Source organism: Pseudomonas sp. VMV1, assembly GCF_056790235.1.
Genome location: NZ_JBXGSE010000003.1, coordinates 42782 through 62331, shown reverse-complemented (window position 1 = coordinate 62331; position 19550 = coordinate 42782). Strand labels below are relative to the sequence as shown.

At 65.0% G+C, this 19550-nt stretch carries 18 protein-coding genes; 9 read left to right on the top strand and 9 right to left on the bottom strand.

The features are described 5' to 3' along the window. Positions 1 to 41 precede the first annotated feature (41 nt). The 8 genes from ACUCV0_RS10295 to ACUCV0_RS10260 all read right to left on the bottom strand — a co-directional run bounded on the left by ACUCV0_RS10295 (position 42) and on the right by ACUCV0_RS10260 (position 10276). Entirely contained in the window at positions 42 to 1964 is a 1923-nt protein-coding gene (locus ACUCV0_RS10295; protein WP_059313306.1) for a PrkA family serine protein kinase, read from the bottom strand. Between the two features lie 364 nt (positions 1965 to 2328). Then, a complete protein-coding gene (glpE, locus tag ACUCV0_RS10290; protein WP_271653704.1) occupies positions 2329 to 2658 on the bottom strand; it encodes a thiosulfate sulfurtransferase GlpE in 330 nt (109 codons plus the stop codon). Continuing rightward, on the bottom strand, positions 2655 to 3476 hold the full coding sequence (locus tag ACUCV0_RS10285) for a symmetrical bis(5'-nucleosyl)-tetraphosphatase (protein WP_059313308.1): 822 nt from the start codon (positions 3474 to 3476) through the stop codon (positions 2655 to 2657). The genes glpE and ACUCV0_RS10285 overlap by 4 nt, the downstream gene beginning before the upstream one ends. Before the next feature lie 171 nt (positions 3477 to 3647). Beyond that, positions 3648 to 4034 carry a Co2+/Mg2+ efflux protein ApaG gene (apaG, locus tag ACUCV0_RS10280; protein ID WP_059313309.1) on the bottom strand — a complete coding sequence of 129 codons (387 nt, stop codon included), beginning with the start codon at positions 4032 to 4034 and terminating at the stop codon, positions 3648 to 3650. A 35-nt stretch (positions 4035 to 4069) separates the two neighbouring features. Then, positions 4070 to 4861, bottom strand: a complete 792-nt coding sequence (gene rsmA, locus ACUCV0_RS10275) for a 16S rRNA (adenine(1518)-N(6)/adenine(1519)-N(6))-dimethyltransferase RsmA (protein ID WP_271653706.1) — start codon at positions 4859 to 4861, stop codon at positions 4070 to 4072. Positions 4862 to 5149: 288 nt separating this feature from the next. Further along, a complete protein-coding gene (gene pdxA / locus ACUCV0_RS10270) occupies positions 5150 to 6145 on the bottom strand; it encodes a 4-hydroxythreonine-4-phosphate dehydrogenase PdxA (protein ID WP_482212614.1) in 996 nt (331 codons plus the stop codon). Positions 6146 to 6195: 50 nt separating this feature from the next. Next, positions 6196 to 7491, bottom strand: a complete 1296-nt coding sequence (locus ACUCV0_RS10265; RefSeq protein WP_059313312.1) for a peptidylprolyl isomerase — start codon at positions 7489 to 7491, stop codon at positions 6196 to 6198. Further along, on the bottom strand, positions 7472 to 10276 hold the full coding sequence (locus ACUCV0_RS10260) for an LPS assembly protein LptD (protein ID WP_313648045.1): 2805 nt from the start codon (positions 10274 to 10276) through the stop codon (positions 7472 to 7474). The genes ACUCV0_RS10265 and ACUCV0_RS10260 overlap by 20 nt, the downstream gene beginning before the upstream one ends. 119 nt (positions 10277 to 10395) lie before the next feature. Between ACUCV0_RS10260 and ACUCV0_RS10255 the strand changes: the two genes are divergently transcribed. Genes ACUCV0_RS10255 through ACUCV0_RS10245 form a run of 3 tightly spaced genes read left to right on the top strand, consistent with a single transcriptional unit; the run spans position 10396 to position 12841 of the window. Beyond that, positions 10396 to 11418 (top strand): aminoglycoside phosphotransferase family protein, encoded by a 1023-nt coding sequence (locus ACUCV0_RS10255; RefSeq protein ID WP_482212613.1) that lies wholly within the window; start codon positions 10396 to 10398, stop codon positions 11416 to 11418. Beyond that, a complete protein-coding gene (gene murU / locus ACUCV0_RS10250; protein WP_482212612.1) occupies positions 11415 to 12080 on the top strand; it encodes an N-acetylmuramate alpha-1-phosphate uridylyltransferase MurU in 666 nt (221 codons plus the stop codon). The genes ACUCV0_RS10255 and murU overlap by 4 nt, the downstream gene beginning before the upstream one ends. Next, entirely contained in the window at positions 12077 to 12841 is a 765-nt protein-coding gene (locus ACUCV0_RS10245; RefSeq protein WP_482212611.1) for a DnaJ domain-containing protein, read from the top strand. Before murU ends, ACUCV0_RS10245 begins: the two co-directional genes overlap by 4 nt. Here the strand turns inward: ACUCV0_RS10245 and ACUCV0_RS10240 are convergent. After that, positions 12816 to 13823 carry a DUF3530 family protein gene (locus ACUCV0_RS10240; protein ID WP_482212610.1) on the bottom strand — a complete coding sequence of 336 codons (1008 nt, stop codon included), beginning with the start codon at positions 13821 to 13823 and terminating at the stop codon, positions 12816 to 12818. The two genes, ACUCV0_RS10245 and ACUCV0_RS10240, sit on opposite strands and share 26 nt — an antisense overlap. A gap of 136 nt (positions 13824 to 13959) precedes the next feature. Here ACUCV0_RS10240 and rpe point away from each other — a divergent pair, with 136 nt between their 5' ends. The 6 genes from rpe (at position 13960) to trpC (ending at position 19513) form a co-directional block, all read left to right on the top strand. Continuing rightward, a complete protein-coding gene (rpe, locus tag ACUCV0_RS10235; protein WP_482212609.1) occupies positions 13960 to 14637 on the top strand; it encodes a ribulose-phosphate 3-epimerase in 678 nt (225 codons plus the stop codon). Beyond that, positions 14634 to 15314 carry a phosphoglycolate phosphatase gene (locus ACUCV0_RS10230; RefSeq protein ID WP_482212608.1) on the top strand — a complete coding sequence of 227 codons (681 nt, stop codon included), beginning with the start codon at positions 14634 to 14636 and terminating at the stop codon, positions 15312 to 15314. The genes rpe and ACUCV0_RS10230 overlap by 4 nt, the downstream gene beginning before the upstream one ends. Positions 15315 to 15556: 242 nt before the next feature. Further along, positions 15557 to 17035 carry an anthranilate synthase component I gene (trpE, locus tag ACUCV0_RS10225; protein WP_482212607.1) on the top strand — a complete coding sequence of 493 codons (1479 nt, stop codon included), beginning with the start codon at positions 15557 to 15559 and terminating at the stop codon, positions 17033 to 17035. 10 nt (positions 17036 to 17045) lie between these two features. Then, the gene (locus ACUCV0_RS10220) at positions 17046 to 17639 is read left to right on the top strand and encodes an anthranilate synthase component II (protein WP_482212606.1); all 594 of its coding nucleotides are present in this window, start codon (positions 17046 to 17048) and stop codon (positions 17637 to 17639) included. Beyond that, entirely contained in the window at positions 17640 to 18689 is a 1050-nt protein-coding gene (trpD, locus tag ACUCV0_RS10215; protein ID WP_059313320.1) for an anthranilate phosphoribosyltransferase, read from the top strand. Continuing rightward, a complete protein-coding gene (gene trpC, locus ACUCV0_RS10210) occupies positions 18686 to 19513 on the top strand; it encodes an indole-3-glycerol phosphate synthase TrpC (RefSeq protein ID WP_482212605.1) in 828 nt (275 codons plus the stop codon). Before trpD ends, trpC begins: the two co-directional genes overlap by 4 nt. Positions 19514 to 19550 lie beyond the last annotated feature (37 nt).

Sequence of the window (19550 nt, the reverse complement as noted above, 5' to 3'; positions counted from 1 at the left end):
ACGCGGCTGGCGCGTCGTCGCGGGTTCAGCCTCAGGCTGCCTTACTGCGACTTGCGTACCCGTGAATACCACTCGGACAGCAGTCGCACCTGCTTCTCGGTGTACCCACGCTCTACCATGCGGGTCACGAAGTCGCTGTGCTTCTGCTGGTCTTCCTTGCTGGCCTTGGCATTGAAGCTGATGACCGGCAGGAGCTCCTCGGTGTTGGAGAACATCTTCTTCTCGATCACCGCCCGCAGCTTCTCGTACGACAGCCAGCTCGGATTCTTGCCGTTATTGTTGGCCCGGGCGCGCAACACGAAGTTGACGATCTCGTTACGGAAATCCTTCGGGTTGCTGATGCCGGCCGGCTTCTCGATCTTCTCCAACTCCTCGTTGAGGGAGGCGCGATTGAGGATCTCGCCGGTTTCCGGGTCGCGGTATTCCTGGTCCTGGATCCAGAAGTCCGCATAGAGCACGTAGCGGTCGAAGATGTTCTGGCCGTACTCGCTGTAGGACTCGAGATAGGCCGTCTGGATCTCCTTGCCGATGAACTCCACGTAGCGCGGCGCCAGGTATTCCTTGATGAATCTCATGTAGCGCTCGCGGGTCTCGGCCGGGAACTGCTCGGCTTCGATCTGCTGCTCCAGCACGTAGAGCAGGTGCACCGGGTTGGCGGCGATCTCGTTGGCGTCGAAGTTGAACACTCGCGAGAGGATCTTGAAGGCGAAGCGCGTGGACAGGCCGTTCATGCCTTCGTCGACGCCCGCGCTATCGCGGTATTCCTGGATCGACTTGGCCTTGGGATCGGTGTCCTTGAGGTTTTCGCCGTCGTAGACGCGCATCTTCGAATAGATGTTGGAATTTTCCGGCTCCTTGAGACGCGAGAGCACGGAGAACTGGGCCAGCATCTTGAGGGTATCCGGCGCGCAGTGGGCGTTGGCCAGGGAGCTGTTGACCAGCAACTTGTCGTAGATATGGATCTCGTCGGAGACGCGCAGGCAGTAGGGCACCTTGACGATGTAGATCCGGTCGATGAAGGCTTCGTTGTTCTTGTTGTTGCGGAAGGTGTGCCACTCGGATTCGTTGGAGTGGGCCAGGATGATGCCGCTGTAGGGCAGGGCGCCGAGGCCCTCGGTGCTGTTGTAGTTGCCTTCCTGGGTCGCGGTCAGCAGCGGGTGCAGGACCTTGATCGGGGCCTTGAACATCTCCACGAATTCCATCATGCCCTGGTTCGCGCGGCACAGGGCGCCGGAATAGCTGTAGGCATCCGCATCGTTCTGCGGGTATTCCTCCAGCTTGCGGATGTCCACCTTGCCCACCAGGGCGGAGATGTCCTGGTTGTTCTCGTCGCCCGGTTCGGTCTTGGCGATGGCGATCTGATTGAGGATGGAAGGGTAGAGCTTGACCACCCGGAACTTGCTGATGTCGCCGCCGAATTCCTGCAGGCGCTTGGCCGCCCAGGGCGACATGATGCTGCGCAGGTAATGGCGGGGGATGCCGTAGTCCTCTTCGAGGATCTGGCCGTCCTCGTCGGGGTTGAACAGCCCCAGGGGCGATTCGAACACCGGCGAGCCCTTGATGGCGTAGAAGGGGACCTTCTCGATCAGGTGCTTGAGTTTTTCTGCGAGGGACGACTTGCCGCCGCCCACCGGGCCAAGCAGATAGAGGATCTGCTTCTTCTCTTCCAGGCCCTGCGCCGCATGGCGGAAGTAGGACACGATCTGCTCGATGCAGTCTTCCATGCCATGGAAGTCGGCAAAGGCCGGGTAGCGGCGGATGACCTTGTTGGAAAAGATGCGTGATAGGCGTGAGTCACTGGTGGTGTCCACCAGTTCGGGTTCGCCGATGGCCATGAGCATGCGCTCGGCGGCACTGGCAAAGGCGGTACGATCCTTCTTGCAGATCTCAAGGTATTCCTGAAGGGAATACTCTTCCTGGCGAGTCGCTTCGAAACGCCCCTGGAAGTGACTGAAAATGCTCATGACGTCTCCTCGCTGGATACCCTGGACCAGCTTGGAATCGATGCCTGGAGCCTTGCCTTGCTGCCGGTGGGGAGCGGTCATGCCGGGCGACGAAAGATAACGTCTCTAATACCTTCGCGGTCGTCTTGCCTAATCGATCCTTCACGCCTGCAGAAGTAGGGTTGGGTTTCGAGAGACGCACGAGGAGACCGATGGAAACGGTCCCCCTGGAATTCCCCCGAATCTCCAGTGGTTACACCGATGGTCCAAAGCCGGTTATCGAGCCCGCCGTTTCCGGAGGGCCTGATTCCAGAATAGTCCTATCTGCGAGATGTGGAAGAGCCAATTCGGTTTATTCTTGTAACGACAGCGTCAACCCGCTGTGTTAAACGGCCTGCCCGCTTTCGGTCTGCTCGGGATAGAGGGTGCGCCAGTTTTCGAAGCCGCCGTCGACGCTGTAGACCTGGCTAAAGCCCTGGCCGGCAAAGAAGGCCGCCGCGCTTTGGCTGGAATGGCCGTGGTAGCAGAACACCAGCAGCGGCGCGTCCAGATCGGCGGCGGCGATGAAGTCGTGGATGTTCTGGTTGTCGACCCGTTGGGCACCGGCGACGTGCAGGGTGGCGTAGCTGTGCGGATCGCGGATGTCGACGATCCGGGCGCCCTCACTGCGCAATTCCAAGGCCCGTTCGGGGGAGATACAGGTGAATTCGCTCATTTCTTCTCCTTGCAACTGCAGAGATGACGGCGGTTGCCGTCGACGTCGAGTAGAGTCATGTCGCCGCCCCAGACGCAGCCGCTGTCGAGCGCCTCGACATTGGGCGCAGCGCATTGCCCCTTGAGCGCGGCCCAATGGCCGAACAGAATCCGCACGTCTTGAGTCAAGCGATGGCCATGGCTGAACCAGGGGGCGAAGCCGGCCGGCGCACTGTCCAGGCCTTCCTTGCTCTTGAACTCCAGACGCCCTTCCGGGCTGCAGAATCTCATACGCGTCAGGTAATTGGTGATCAGGCGCAGGCGGTCCTGGCCCTCGAGATCATCTTGCCAGAGCGTCGGCTCATTGCCATACATCTGCTCCAGAAAGGGCACGTACGCCGCTTCATCACGCAACACGGCCTCTACCTCGCCGGCCAGGCTCAGCGCCTGGGCCAGCGTCCACTGTGGCGGCAGGCCGGCGTGGACGAGTACGCAATTGCGCTCGGCGTCGTGCTGGATCAGCGGCAGCTGGCGCAGCCAGAACAACAGTTCATCGCGGTCGGGCGCGGCGAGGATGTCGCTCAGGGTGTCCTGCTTCTTCAGCTTGGCGCCGCCGAAAGCGACCGCCAGCAGGTGCAGATCGTGATTGCCCAGGACACTGACTACCGAGTCGCGCATGGCGTAAAGGTATCTCAGGGTTTCCAGGGATTGCGGTCCGCGATTGACCAGGTCACCCACCAGCCAGAGGCGGTCCTTGGCGGGATCGAAGCGGACCTCGTCGAGCAGACACTTGAGCGGGTCGAGGCAACCTTGCAGGTCGCCAACGGCGTACAGCGTCATCGGGACTCCTGGTGTGGGGGGTTAGAAGTTGGCGCAAGAGCTGGCGAGTGATTTTCTGGTCTGGACCTGGCGACGCGTCATGGCAAGGCTATGGCGAGGCGAGGCGTGGCAACGCAGCTCAGACTTAAAAAGCGCTGCCAAACGTGTGTAGGTGCCGTCTGAAACACCAACCTAGTGTAGCGAGCCGGGTACGGCCAGGCGGAAAGTGGGAATGGCGGCCTCGAAGCTGTGGCCGTCACTGGCGACCATCTGGTAGCTGCCCCTCATGCTGCCCACCTGGGTCGGCATCAGGGTGCCGCTGGAATAGCTATGGGTCTCGCCTGGCGCGATCAGCGGTTGTTCACCGACCACACCGGGCCCGCGGACTTCCTGCGCCTCGCCATTGCCATCGGTGATGATCCAGTGACGGCTGAGCAGCTGCGCCGGCAGCTGACCGTCGTTGCGGATGCTCACGTCGTAGGCGAAGGCGTAGCGCTCCTGGCTGGCGCTGGACTGTTCAGGCAGGTAGCGGGTGGTGACCTGCACGGTGATGAGGTAGCGCGGATCGGGCTCGGTCACGAAAAGGATCTCTGCAGAGGCGGGATGAAAGGGCGTCAGTTAGACGCCAGCTGATTGGCCAGACGCACATAGGCTGCCAGGTCCAGCTGCTCGGGACGCAGTCCCGGATCGACGTCGGCCGCTTCGATGGCGGCGCTGTCCAGGGTGCCCTTGAGGGTGTTCCTGAGTGTCTTGCGCCGCTGGCCGAAGGCTTCGCGGACGACGCGTTCGAGCAGGGCTGGATCGCGGGCCACATGGGGTCTTTCGGTATGGGGCACCAGGCGGACGATGGCCGAGTCCACCTTGGGCGGTGGATTGAAGGCGCCCGGACCTACGTTGAACAGGTGCTCCACGCGGCAGTGGTACTGCACCATGATCGACAATCGGCCCCAGTCGCCATTGCCAGGCACCGCGGCCAGGCGTTCCACCACTTCCTTCTGCAACATGAAGTGCATGTCGGCGATGATGTCGGCGAAGCTGAGCAGGTGGAAGATCAGCGGCGTGGAGATGTTGTAGGGCAGATTGCCCACGACCCTTAGCCGATCGCCTGCGGCGATGCTGGAGAGGTCGTACTTCATGGCGTCGCCCTGGTGCAGGGTGAACAGCGGGTTGAGACCGAACTTGAGCTTGAGCAGCGGGATCAGGTCCTGGTCCAGTTCGATGACGTCGAGCTGGGCTCCGCTGGTCAGCAGACCCTCGGTCAGGGCACCCTGGCCCGGGCCGATCTCCAGCAGCCGCTCGCCGGGCCGCCCATGGATGGCGCGCAGGATGCGATGGATCACCCCGGCGTCGTGCAGGAAATTCTGGCCGAACCTCTTGCGGGCGCGGTGTTGGTAGAGCTCGGTCATCTGGTGCTCCGGCGCAGGCGCAAGGCCTGCGATTTCAAGACGGCAAAGACCCACCAGTTTAGCAGACCCTTGGCCACCTCCGGAGCGCTCGGAGCCTCTTCATAACCTGCTGCGCGTCGGCCAGGCGGTGTTGAAAAGCCTCTGGGAGATCAGCCCGCCTAGGTGGCCCTACTGCAATACCCTTTACCACGCATGAACTCGCATGTGCGTCCGCTCCGCTTCCTTGAGTCTTTTCGCGGGTGCGGCCTCGGCCTTTCGGCTTTGGCTCGCGACGCCATGAACAGGCGCTTAGGTCACCGAACGGCGATGGCCCGCCATGGTGTAGGCGGTGTCGAGAGCGACCTTCAGGCTGCCGGTATCGATCCGTCCGCTGCCGGCCAGGTCCAGGGCGGTACCGTGATCGACCGAGGTGCGAATGATCGGCAGGCCCAGGGTCACATTGACCGCGGCGCCGAAACCCTTGTGCTTGAGCACTGGCAGGCCCTGGTCGTGATACATGGCCAGGACCGCATCGCAGTGATCGAGGTGCTTGGGGGTGAAGAGGGTATCGGCAGGCAGCGGCCCGACGAGGTCGAGGCCCTCGGCGCGCAGGCTGTCCAGTGCCGGCTCGATGATCTCGATCTCTTCGCGGCCCAGGTGACCGCCTTCGCCGGCATGGGGGTTGAGGCCACAGACCAGGATGCGGGGTTGGGCGACGCCGAAATAGCGTTGCAGGTCGTCGTGCAGGATGCGGGTGACCTGGAGCAGCGTCTGGCGATCGATGGCATCGGCCACTTCGCGCAGCGGCAGGTGGGTGGTGACCAGGGCGACCCGCAGTCCGGCGGTCGCCAGTAGCATCACCACCTGAGGGGTCTTGGTCAGCTCGGCGAGGAATTCGGTATGGCCGGAAAAGGCCACGCCGCCGTCGTTGATCACGCCCTTGTGCACCGGTGCGGTGATCATGCCGGCGAAGGTGCCGTCCAGGCAGCCCTGGCCGGCACGGGTCAGGGTCTGCAGCACATAATGGGCGTTGGCGGTATCGAGCTGGCCCGTGACGACAGGCGCACCCAGCGGGGTATCCCAGACATAGAGGGTACCCGCCGGTGCCGGCGTTTCCGGCCAAGCCGCCGGCGCCACCTCAAGCAGGTCGATGGAGAGTCCCAGTTCGACGGCGCGTGCGGTCAGCAGAGCGCGGCTGGCAATGGCGATCAGGGGGTAGGGCTGAGCCTCCCGGGCCAGCAGCAGGCAGAGGTCGGGACCGATACCGGCGGGTTCACCGGGGGTAAGGGCGAAGCGCAGGGCCATGCACAGCTCCGGAAACAGAAAGGCCGCAGGGGGTGCCTGCGGCCTTGGGGTTACTGCTTGATCTCGACGTAGGCTTCGTCGCGGATCTGGCGCAACCAGGTCTGCAGCTCCTGGTCGTACTTGCGACTGCGCAGGAGGTTCAGGGCCTGCTGTTCGCGCGCCTGCTGGGTGTTATCGGTGGCCCGACGCCCCAGGACTTCCAGGATGTGCCAGCCGAACGGCGTGTGGAAGGGTTGCGACAGCTGGTTGACCGGGGCGCTGTTCATGACCTCGCGGAATTCCGGTACCAGGGATTCCGGGTTGATCCAGCCCAGGTCGCCGCCATTGAGCGCCGAGCCCGGATCTTCCGAGAAGCTCTTGGCCAGGGTGGCGAAGCTTTCGCCGTTCTGGATGCGCTCGCGCAGGCGTGCGGCCAGTCGCTGGGTCTCGGCATCGCTGCGCACGGCATTGGGCTTGAGCAGGATGTGGCGCACATGCACCTCATCGACGATGCTCGCCTCGCCACCGCGCTTCTCTTCCACCTTGAGGATCACGAAGCCGCCGGGGACCCGCACGGGCTGGGTGATACCGCCGACACCGACGCTACCGATCAGGCGATCGAAGGGCGGGGGCAGCTGGGCGGCTTTGCGCCAGCCGATCTCGCCGCCATCGAGGGCGTTGTCGCCGGCCGAGCGGGCGATGGCCAGCTGGTTGAAGTCGGCGCCCTGGCGTAGCTGGTTGTAGGTGTCCTGGGCCTGGCGTGCGGCGGCATCGAGACCGGCAGTGCCGGCGTTGTCGGCTGCCGGGATCAGGATATTGGCCAGGCGATACTCTTCGGACAGCTGCAGCTTGCCGAGGTCGGACGCGAGGAAGTTCTGCACTTCCTGCTGGGTAACCTGTACCCGCTGGCCAACCTGGCGCTGGCGTACCCGACTGATCATCATCTCGCGACGGACCTGCTCGCGGGCGGCGTCGTAGGAGAGACCGTCGCGAGCCAGGGCCTGACGGAATTCAGCCACGCTCAGGCCATTGCGCTGAGCGATGGTGGCCACGGCCTGGTTGAGCTCCTCGTCGGAGATCTTCACGCCCATGCGTCCAGCCAGCTGCATCTGGATGTCTTCCAGGATCAGGCGCTCTAGCACCTGCTGACGCAGCTCGCTTTCCGGCGGCGCCGCGGCGCCGCGGCGGGTGATGTTCTGCTTGACCTCATTGAGTCGCTGATCGAGCTGGCTCTGCATGACCACGTCGTTGTCGACGATGGCCACAACCTTGTCCAGCGGTACCACGGCAGCCTGAGCCAGAGGGGTGAGGGCGAGCGCCGCGCCCAGGGCGAGCGGGCGCAGGGCGTTACATAGCTTGGTCTTCACGTTCACGATAGCCTTGAATGCCTCTGTCCAGGAAGCCTTCGGTCTTGCCGCCGAAGACGTTGCCGAGTCCCTTGAGCACGATCTGCAGGAAGATCCCGCGATCGGCTTCGGAGCTCTGGGCGGTGTAGAAGACGTCGTCTTCGCTCTTGAGCCAGTAGCGGCTGATCAGGCGCAGCTTCCAGCAGCAGTTGTCGTACTCGAAGCCACCGAAGGCTTCCAGGGTACGGCTCTTGTTGTAGTCGAACTGCCAACGGGCAATGGCGGACCACTGGGGCACGATCGGCCAGATGAAGGAGATGTCGTGCTGGTCGACCTTGTAGTCGTCGCTGTTGTAGGTGAAGCGGCCGAAGTTCGGATCGAACACCCGGACATTGTCACGATAGCGATAGCCGACGTTGAGGATCTTGCCCGGCTCGGCTTCCGGCTGATAGTGGAACATCACGCTGCCGGAGTCGGTCTGGTGCAGGGCCGGATCCCAGTTGAATTCACCGTTCACGCGCCAGTCGCGGTTGAAGCGATACATGCCGGCCAGGGCATAGGGCGAGCGCGAGGTGGTGGCCTGGGGATTGTCGATGTTCTGCCCGAGGCTGCGGGCGTAGGCCAGGTCGTCCTTGGTCAGGCCAGGCAGCTGCACTTCACGATCACGGAAGTAGAACAGCTGGCCAAAGCTTACGTTGGCCCGCTCGAAGCCATTGGGCTCGATGAAGCGGCTGGTCGCACCCAGAGCCAGCTGGTTGGCATCGCCGATGCGGTCGCGACCAGTGAAGCGGTTGTCGCGCCACAGCGAGCTATAGCTGAAAGTGTATTCACCGGTATCGAACACCGGCAGGTCGTCCTGGTCGCGATTGGGTACATAGAGGTACTTGGCGCGGGGTTCGAAGGTCTGCTTGCCACCTTCGCCGAACAGATTCGAGGTGCGATCGAAGTACAGGCCGCCATCGAGGCTGAAGATGGGGACCGAACGGGTGGGGCTGTCGTTGAAGCTGGTCACGCTGGAGCCAGCTGACGCACGACGGCTGCTGCCCACCAGTGGCGAAGCCAGATCGTTTTGGCCGGTGCTGTCCAGATCCAGGTCATAGCGGGTGTAGGCATAGCGCAGCGAGGGCGTCAGGAAGCCCCAGGAGGCGGTCATGGGCCGCGCGATACCCGGCTCGACATGGTAGCGATTGCCTTCGGCACGGGTCAGGCCGAAGAGATTGACGTCAGGGCGGTTGCGCACGTTGGTGCGGTTGCCATTGTCATCCAGGTCGAAGTAGGTGTTGTCGTCGAAGCTGCGGGTGAAGCGTACCGCCTCGGTGTCGTAGGTGAAGTCCAAACCGCCCGGGTTGTAGGGCAGGGCACCGCTCAGGGTCAACTGCGGCAGGCGGTTGTAGGGCGTCACGTCGGAGACGGTGGCCAGCTGGTAGGCCTGAGCATTGAGGCCTGCGACGAAGGTATCGCCACGGTAGGTCAGACGACCCTGCTGGTTCACGTAGGTCGGCTTGTTGATGCCGAGATCGGTGTCTAGGTCTTGGAAGTAGTAGGGATCGCTGATGCGGGTGTAGTCCACCTCGGCCATCAGGCGCGAATCCAGGCCGCTGCGATTCTTCCAGCCGTACAGCCAGCGGCTGTCGGTGGCTTCCGGTTCGCCCTCGTGTTCCGGATCGGTGTCCTTGAGGTAGGAGCCGTAGACTTCGCCTTCACTGCTGCGGGTCAGATAGCGGAAGTCACCCTCGGTCTGCAGGCCGTGCTTGGCCATGTAGCGCGGATAGAGGGTGGCGTCGTAGTTGGGCGCCAGGTTGAAGTAGTAGGGCGTGGTAATCGCGAAGCCGGTGTCGCTGGACGTACTGATCGAGGGCGCCAGGAAACCGGACTGCCGGCGGTCGTCGATCGGGAAATAGATGAACGGCGTGTAGAGGACCGGAATGTCCTTGACCCGCAGGGTGGCATTGGTCGCATAACCCAGGCCGGTAGCGGGGTTCAGGGTGACGGTATTGCCCTTGACCTGCCAGGCGTTGCTGCCCGGTTCGCAGGTGGTGTAGGTGCCATCCTTGAGGCGGATGATGGCGTCGTCGCCGCGCTTGGCGTAGAGCGCGCTGCCGCGGGCACGGCTCTGGTGCATGACGAATTCGGCGTTGTCGACCTGGACCTGGCCGTTGTCCAGCTGCATGTCGGCCTTGTCGCCGACCATCAGCAGGCCGTTGTCGCGGAATTTGACGTTGCCCTTGAGCTCGCCGCGATTTTCCAGCTGGTGCAGGTTGGCCTCCTGGGACTCCACCTGCATGCCGCCCTGGCGCAAGACCACGTCACCGGCGAGGGTGGCGACCTGCTGCTCCTGCTCGTAGCGCGAGGTCTTGGCGGAGACGTAGGTCGGAGCCTTGGCAGTCGGGGTGTCGTCGTACATGCCCGGACGCTGCGGCTCGACATAGGCGCCGCTGCAGTAGGGGCCGGTCTCGGCCAATTGGGCCGGGGTCAGCTGATCGCGCGGGACCCAGTCCAGGTGGCTGTAGTCGGCGCTGCGGGACTTGAGGGCGCGACCCTTGCTCTCGGTCACCAGGACGGCATCGTCGCCCTTGCGCGCGGCGGGCTGCGCCGCGACGCCCTGGGTCTCACCCTGGCTGGGGCGGGGCGGAATGGCCGCCGTCGGCGCCTGGGTGTTGCACGACCAGCCACCGCCGGCCCCGGCGCTGCAGCTGAACTGCTCGGCGGGCGCGGCGATGAGGGCGGTGACCGGCTGCATGGCGAGCAGGCTGCCGGTTACCAAGAGGGGAAATTTTCTGCGAAACGCGGGGGTTTTCACGGCCATCCTTAAAGTCGTCCTGCACGCCGGCCATTAAGGGGCCGCGGCCTCTCGATGGGCTCAAAAAGATAGCGGATAATAAAACATGACCTGCGCATCGGCTAGGGCCGGGGGATCCGCTGCAAATGACTGAAGATGTTCGCTTGAACCAGATAGAAGACTGGCTGACTACCGTTTTACCGGAAATTTTCCGGGCGCAGGCCTGGGGCGAGGTGCCCGTGGGCACCCTGACCGCGGCCAGCAGCGATGCCAGCTTTCGCCGTTATTTCCGCTGGGCGGCCGAAGGGCGCAGCCTGATCGTGATGGATGCGCCGCCGCCGCAGGAGGACTGCCGTCCGTTCGTCCAGGTGGCGGGCCTGCTGGACGCCGCCGGGGTCCATGTACCGCGCATCCTGGCCCAGGATCTGGAACGGGGCTTCCTGCTGCTGAGCGACCTCGGCCAGCTTACCTACCTGGAGGTGATCAATGCGACGAATGCCGACGAGTATTTCCAGGCGGCCATCGACGCGCTTCTGGCTTTCCAGCGCAAGCAGCCGACGAACGGCAGCCTGCCGCTCTACGATGAGGCTCTGCTCGCCCGCGAGCTGGGGCTGTTTCCGGAGTGGTATGTCGGGCGTGAACTGGACCTGACCTTGAGTGCCTCTCAACTCGAACGCTGGCAGGCCGTCTGCCGGCTGCTGATCGACAGTGCCTTGGCGCAGCCCCAGGTGCTGGTCCATCGGGACTTCATGCCGCGCAACCTGATGCTCAGCACGCCCAATCCGGGCGTACTGGACTTCCAGGACGCCGTCATGGGGCCGGTCACCTATGACATCACCAGTCTGTTCAAGGACGCATTCCTGAGCTGGCCGGAGCCGTTCGTCCAGCGCTGGCTGCTGGGTTATTGGGAGCAGGCACGGGCTGCCGGGATACCGGTGCAGGCCGACTTCGCCGACTTCCAGCGGGCCTCGGACCTGATGGGAGTGCAGCGCCATCTCAAGGTGATGGGTATCTTCGCCCGCATCTGGCACCGCGATGGCAAGCCACGCTACGTCGCCGACACGCCTCGCTTTCTGGCCTATATCCGCACCGTGGTGGCTCGCCGGCCCGAGCTCGCCGACCTGGGCGCCCTGCTGGACGAGTTGCACGCCGAGCGAGCCCATCCATGAAGGCCATGATCCTGGCGGCGGGCAAGGGCGAACGGATGCGTCCGCTGACGCTGACGCGCCCCAAGCCACTGATCGAAGTGAACGGTCGTCCGCTCATCGAGCACCATATCCAGGCGTTGGCCGCCGCTGGTATCACCGACTTGGTGATCAACCACGCCTGGCTGGGCGACCAGCTGGAAGCCGTCCTGGGCGACGGCAGTCGCTTGGGTGTCTCCATTCGCTTTTCCGCCGAAGGTGAGCCGCTGGAGACCGGGGGCGGTATCTTTCGGGCGCTGCCATTGCTGGGTAGTGAACCCTTCATGCTGATCAATGGCGACATCCGCACCGATGTCGACTTCGCGGCCCTGGCACTGCCCGCCGGCTGCCTGGCGCACCTGGTGCTGGTCGACAATCCCGTTCATCACCCCAGCGGCGATTTCGGCCTGGTGGATGGGCGGATCACCCTGGAGGCCTTGGAAAAGCTCACCTACAGCGGCATCGCCGTGCTGCACCCGCAGCTCTTCTCCGACTGCACGGTAGGAGCCTTCAAACTGGTCGATGTGCTGCGACCGGCCATTGTCGCTGGGCAGGTCTCGGGCCAGCGGTTGGCGGGACGCTGGGTGGACGTAGGCACCCTGGAGCGCCTGGCCGAGGCTGAGCAACTGTTCGGGACGGCTTCTTGAAGCTCTGGTTCTGGCCGCTGACGCTGCTGGGCTTCCTGGCCGGCTGGGCGGTGGCCAGTATTCCCGGCGCCCTGCTGGTGGCACTGCTTGCCCATGCCGGCGAGCGCCAGCTGGGGCTGACCTCCCTGGCAGGCTGGAAGGCGCGCTGGCAAGGACGTCCCGGCCGCTTCGAGCACCAGGCGCAATTCCAGATGCTCGGGCGCCTGGCCAAGCGTGGTGGCCGGGTACTCACCGCCCATATCCGCCAGGCCGAAGGCGAGATCGAACGGCTGGGGCTGGGGGCGGACGACCGCAAGAAAGCCATCGCCGCCTTCGAGCAGGGCAAGGGTGGCGCCCTGCCGTCAGCGGCAGACCTGCACCGACTCAGCGAGCGCAGTGAGCTGATTCTGCGCGCCTGCTGGCGCATGGTCTGGATCAGCGGCAGCGTACGCCCCGGTGATCGCGATGAAATCCTGGGCTGGGGGCAGGCCATGGGGCTGGCCGAAGCCCAGGTGCTGGCCCTGCAGCCGCCCGTGCAGGCGGCGCCGCGGCAGCCCAGCAACGAAGAGAAATACCGCAAGGCCCTGCAATTGCTCGGCGTCACCGACGATGCCGACGCGGCCACGGTCAAGCAGGCCTATCGCCGATTGCTCTCGCGTCACCATCCCGACAAGAAGGCCGGTGCCGGAGCGGGCCAGTCGGCGGTCTATGCCGCTGCCCAGCGTACCGCCGAGTTGCACGCGGCCTACCAGGTGATCAAGAAGCGGCGGGGCTTTCGCTAGGGGCCGACGGCAGGCGCTCCAGCCAGGCGCGCAGGCGGCGAACGGTCTGCTCCTGCTCTGCGGCCCGGTCGCCCGGGATGACCGGCAATTCGATCTGCCGATAGCCCTTGTTGGCCTTTTGCGCCGCGCGCTCCTTGCGCTGCTGTGCGGGCTGGCCGGGGGCGTGCACCAGATCGGCGATCTGCAGGTCGGTCTTGCCCATGGTGGCGTCCAGTCGCGGCGGCATGCCCTGCGGCGCGCGGGCATCGATGAGTACCAGTTGCTTGACCTCGGCTGGCTCCTTTTCCGCCAGGTAGCGCGCCGCCCAGTAGGCGCCGGTCCCGTGACCGGCCAGCACAATGGGATTGGCGCCCTGTTGCAGCGCCAGGTCGATGCCAGCGGCGATGCGTGCCAGCACCCGGGCGGCCTGGGCGTTGGCCGCGGCTTCGGGATCGGCGGGCGTGACCGCTGCCTGAGCTGGCTCGCCGCTGCCCGCCTCGGCCTGCGTTGGAGCGGCCGGCGCCGTGCCACTGCCGCCGGTGACCGGCGGTGCCTTCTGTTCGCTGTTGGCCTGGGCGTCGGTGTCCACGGGAGCCGTGTCCCGTTCGATCGCCACCACGGGGTCATAGGGATCGGGCAGGGTGAGGCTGATGGTCTGCCACCCGTAAGTAGGCAGCTCCTGACGCACCGGGGCTATCACATTGGGCCAGTCGGCCGATTCGCCATCGCCCGGTACTAGCACCACCGTCCCGGCGGTCTTGGCGCGGGCGCTGGGCAACAGCAAGGCGAGAAAGGACTCATCGCCGGCCTGCAGGGTCTTCTGCTGCTCGGTGGGCAGCTGCCGCATGAGTGCCTGTTGCTGCTCCTGGCTGCGCGTCAACGCTGGCGCCAGGCGTTCGGTCGGCGCCTGGGGCGCTGGCGTGGACGCCTCTTCAGCCAGGACCGGCGTGGTCAAGCCAAGTAGCAGTAGGAGGCAGAGCGGCAGCGGGGCAGGCAACGACATCGGGCGGAATCCTCAAAGGAGACGGTTGACCCTGACGAGCCTACCGCCGTTCGCCTGGTCGGGGCAGCGGGAACGCCTTAGCGCCAGACGGATCTCCGTTACAATGCCGCCACTTAACCTTCGCCGAGGCTATCCCATGCAACCCTTCGCCATCGCCCCCTCGATCCTGTCCGCCGATTTCGCCCGCCTGGGCGAGGAAGTCGACAAGGTCCTCGCCGCCGGTGCCGACATGGTCCATTTCGACGTGATGGACAATCACTATGTGCCCAACCTCACCATCGGCCCCATGGTCTGCAAGGCGTTGCGCAACTACGGGGTGACCGCGCCCATCGACGTGCACCTGATGGTCAAGCCGGTGGATCGCATCATCGGCGACTTCATCGAGGCCGGCGCCACCGACATCACCTTCCATCCCGAGGCCTCCGAGCACATCGACCGCTCGCTGCAACTGATCAGGGATGGCGGCTGCCGGGCCGGCCTGGTATTCAATCCGGCCACTTCGCTGGACGTGCTCAAGTACGTAATGGACAAGGTCGACATGGTGCTGCTGATGAGCGTCAACCCCGGCTTTGGCGGCCAGAAATTCATTCCTGGCACCCTGGACAAGCTTCGCGAGGCGCGTGCCCTGATCGACGCCTCGGGCCGGCCGATCCGCCTGGAAATCGATGGCGGCGTCAACGTCAAGAACATCGGCGAGATCGCCCGCGCAGGTGCCGACACCTTCGTTGCCGGCTCGGCCATCTTCGGCCAGTCGGACTACGCCGCGGTGATCCAGGCGATGCGCGCCGAGCTGGCCAAGGCCCAGTCGGTATGAGCGCCCTGGTGCAGCTCGGCGGCGGGCATCCGCCCGCGCTGGTGATGTTCGACCTCGACGGCACGCTGCTGGATTCCGCGCCCGATCTGGCCGTGGCAGTGGACGCCATGCTCGAACGCCTGGGCCGTGCGCCGGCGGGTCTGGACAAGGTGCGCCTGTGGATCGGCAATGGCGCCCGGGTGCTGGTGCGCCGCGCCCTGGCCGATGGCATGGAGCACGGCGCCGTGGACGATGCCGCTGCCGATGGCGCCCTGGCACTGTTCATGGAGCTCTATGGCGGCAGCCATGCCCTGACCCGCGTCTATCCGGGCGTGCTGGACAGTCTGGCGCTGCTGCGTACCCTGGGCGTGCGCCTGGCGGTGATCACCAACAAGCCGGAGCGCTTCGTCGCGCCGCTGCTGGCTGACATGGGCCTGGGCGATTTCGACTGGATCGTCGGTGGCGATACCCTGCCACAGCAGAAACCTGATCCGGCCGGCTTGCTCTGGGTGATGGAGCAGGCGGGGGTGGCCGCCGATCGCGCCCTGTTCATCGGCGACTCACGCAACGATATCCGTGCCGCCCGCGCCGCCGGGGTACGCTGCGTGGCCCTGAGCTACGGCTACAACCACGGCGAGCCCATCGCCAACGAGGCGCCGGATCTGGTCGTCGACGATCTGCGCGAGCTGTTCATCTAGCACGCCGACATGGCCGGCCGGTTGCCATGCCGCGCCGGCTAGGCTAACGTGGCCCTTCAATCCCCGCCTCAAGAGCAAGAGATCGCATCGTGGTGGTCACCCGCACAGGCTCCTCGCGAGCATGGATGAAAGTCATCAAGGCCCTGGCCCGTTGGCGCTGGCGCGCCTGACTTTGTCCTGGCCGGTATCAGACCGGCGCGCTGTGCACTTGACCTTTCGTTTTCCTCGCCACGAGGCTGATCATGACCCGCGACGATTTTCTGCGCCTGGCCGCTCAAGGCTATAACCGCATTCCCCTGGCCTTCGAAACCCTGGCCGACTTCGACACCCCTCTGTCCATCTATTTGAAACTGGCCGACGGTCCCAATTCCTATCTGCTGGAATCGGTGCAGGGCGGTGAGAAATGGGGGCGTTACTCCATCATCGGTCTGCCTTGCAGTCGCGTGCTGCGTGTCCATGGCCATCGGGTGGTGGTCAGCGATGCTGGCCAGGAGATTGAGGTGATCGAGCACTGCGACGATCCCCTGGCCTTCGTCGAAGCCTTCAAGGCGCGGTACCACGTACCGACCCTGGAGGGCTTGCCGCGCTTCAACGGTGGCCTGGTGGGCTACTTCGGCTACGACAGTGTGCGTTATGTGGAGCACCGGCTGGCGGCCTGCCCCAATCCCGACCCCCTGGGCACGCCTGACATCCTGCTGATGGTGTCCGACGCCGTGGTGGTGTTCGACAACCTGGCTGGCAAGATCCACGCCATCGTGCTGGCCGATCCGGAGGAAGCCGAGGCCTTCGATGCTGCCCAGGTGCGTCTGGCCGACATCCTCGAACGGCTGCGGCAACCCATCGTCCCGCGCCGTGGCCTGGATCTCTCCGCCCCGGTCGGTCCGGAGCCGACTTTCAGATCCAGCTTCAGCCGTGAGGACTTCGAAGGCGCGGTGCAGCGTATCAAGGACTACATTCTGGCCGGCGATTGCATGCAGGTCGTGCCGTCGCAGCGCATGTCCATCGCCTTCCAGGCGGCGCCCATCGACCTCTACCGGGCGCTGCGCTGCTTCAATCCCACGCCCTACATGTATTTCTTCAACTTCGGTGACTTCCACGTGGTCGGCAGTTCGCCCGAGGTGCTGGTGCGGGTGGAGGACGGCGAGATCACCGTGCGTCCCATCGCCGGTACCCGCCCGCGGGGGGCCACTGAGGAGGCCGACCTGGCGCTGGAGCGCGATCTGCTGGCCGATGCCAAGGAGCTGGCCGAGCACCTGATGCTGATCGACCTGGGCCGCAACGACGTGGGCCGGGTATCCGCCACCGGCAGCGTGAGCCTCACCGAGAAGATGGTCATCGAGCGCTATTCAAACGTGATGCACATCGTCAGCAACGTCACCGGCCGGCTCAAGCCCGAGCTGAGCGCCATGGACGCCCTGCGCGCCATCCTGCCGGCCGGGACCCTGTCCGGGGCACCAAAGATCCGCGCCATGGAGATCATCGACGAACTGGAGCCGGTCAAGCGCGGCATCTATGGCGGCGCTGTGGGCTATCTGGCCTGGAACGGCAACATGGACACCGCCATCGCCATCCGCACTGCAGTGATCAAGGACGGCGAGCTGCACGTGCAGGCCGGTGCGGGGATCGTCGCCGACTCGGTACCGGCGCTGGAGTGGGAAGAGACCCTCAATAAGCGTCGCGCCATGTTCCGCGCCGTCACCCTTGCCGAACAGTCCGTCTGAGGAGCCTGCCATGTTGCTGATGCTGGATAACTACGATTCCTTCACCTACAACCTGGTGCAGTACCTGGGCGAGCTGGGTGCCGAGGTCAAGGTGGTACGTAACGACGAGATGCCGGTCGAGGCGATCGAGGAACTGGCTCCGGAGCGCATCGTCGTCTCCCCCGGCCCCTGCACGCCCAACGAGGCGGGTATCTCCCTGGCTACCCTGGAGCGCTTCGCCGGCAAGCTGCCGGTCCTGGGCGTCTGCCTGGGCCACCAGAGCCTGGGCCAGGCCTTTGGCGGTGAAGTCGTGCGGGCGCGCGAGCCGATGCACGGCAAGACCAGCCCGGTCCATCACAATGGCGAAGGCGTCTTCGCTGGCCTGCCCAACCCCTTCACCGTGACCCGCTATCACTCGCTGGTGGTCAAGCGCGAGACCCTGCCGGACTGCCTGGAGATCACCGCCTGGACCCAGCACCCGGACGGCAGCCTGGACGAGATCATGGGGCTGCGGCACCGCGAATTCATGATCGAAGGAGTGCAGTTCCACCCCGAGTCGATCCTCACCGAGCATGGGCACGATCTGCTGGCCAACTTTCTCCAACAGCAGGGAGGGCGCCGCTAGATGGACATCAAGCAAGCCCTGGATCGCATCAGCGGGCAACTCGACCTCAACGTGGCCGAGATGCAGGCGGTGATGCGCCAGATCATGACCGGTGGCGCCGACGAAGCGCAGATCGGTGCCTTCCTCATGGGCATGCGCATCAAGAGCGAGACCATCGACGAGATCTGCGGCGCGGTCAGCGTGATGCGCGAACTGGTCACCCCGGTGGCGCTGCCGAGCCTCGACCACGTGGTCGACGTGGTAGGCACCGGCGGCGACGGCGCCAATATCTTCAACGTCTCCTCGGCCTCGGTGTTCGTGGTGGCGGCGGCAGGCGGCAAGGTGGCCAAGCACGGTAATCGTGCGGTCTCCGGCAAGAGCGGCAGCGCCGACCTGCTGGAGGCGGCCGGCATCTACCTGGAGCTGACGCCTGCGCAGATTGCCCGCTGCGTCGAGCAGGTGGGCGTCGGCTTCATGTTCGCCCAGTCGCACCACAGTGCCATGCGCCATGCCGCCGGCCCGCGCCGTTCGCTGGGGTTGCGCACCCTGTTCAACATGCTTGGCCCCCTGACCAATCCGGCCGGTGTCCGTCACCAGGTGGTCGGGGTGTTCAGTGCCGCGCTGTGCCGGCCCCTGGCCGAGGTGCTGCAGCGGCTGGGAAGCCAGCATGTGCTGGTGGTGCATTCCCGCGATGGCCTGGACGAATTCAGCCTGGCCGCCGCGACCCAGGTGGCCGAACTCAAGGACGGCAGCATCAGCGAATACCAGGTGCTGCCGGAGGACCTGGGCATCAAGAGCCAGACCCTGGTCGGCCTGACCGTGGACAGCCCCGCGGCCTCCCTGGCGCTGATCCGCGATGCCCTCGGTCGACGCAAGACCGAAGCAGGGCAAAAGGCCGCCGACATGATCGTGCTCAACGCCGGCGCGGCGCTCTACGCCGCGGATCTCGCCCACAGCCTGCATGAAGGGGTACTCTTGGCTCACGACGCGCTCTACAGCGGCCTGGCCCGGGAAAAGCTGGATGAGCTCGCCCATTTCACATCCGTCTATCGAGAGGAGGGTCGACTGTGAGTGTGCCAACCGTGTTGCAGAAGATTCTGGCCCGCAAGGCCGAGGAAATCGCCCAGCTCAAGTCCCGTATCACCCTGGCCGAACTCGAGGCCCAGGCCCGGGCCGCCGATGCACCGCGCGGCTTCGCCCGTGCCCTGCAGGCCCAGGTGGCGCGCAAGGAAGCGGCGATCATCGCCGAGGTGAAGAAGGCTTCGCCAAGCAAGGGCGTGATCCGTGAGCACTTCGTGCCAGCCGAGATCGCCCACAGCTACGCCCTGGGCGGGGCCACCTGCCTGAGCGTGCTGACCGACGTTGACTTCTTCCAGGGCGGCAATGCCTATCTGCAGGAGGCGCGCGCCGCCTGCGAGCTACCGGTGATCCGCAAGGACTTCCTGGTCGATCCCTTCCAGGTGGTGGAGGCTCGAGCCATCGGTGCCGACTGCATCCTCCTGATCGTCGCCGCGCTGGACGATGGCCTGATGGGTGAGCTGGCCGCCACGGCCAAGGATGTCGGCCTGGACGTGCTGGTCGAGGTCCACGACGGTGCCGAGCTGGAGCGTGCGCTCAAGGTGCTGGATACCCCGCTGGTGGGCGTCAACAACCGCAACCTGCACACCTTCGAGGTCAGCCTCGAGACCACTCTGGACCTGTTGCCGAGCATTCCTCAGGATCGCCTGGTGATCACCGAGAGCGGCATTCTCAATCGCGCCGATGTGGAGCTGATGGAGATCAACGAAGTGCGCGCCTTCCTGGTGGGCGAAGCCTTCATGCGCGCCGACGAGCCAGGCCAGGAGCTGCAGCGGCTGTTCTTCCCGGAACGGCGCTTCCCACTCATGGACGCCTAACTGTTCAGGTGCTTGCACAAGGCCTCGGTGGCTACCT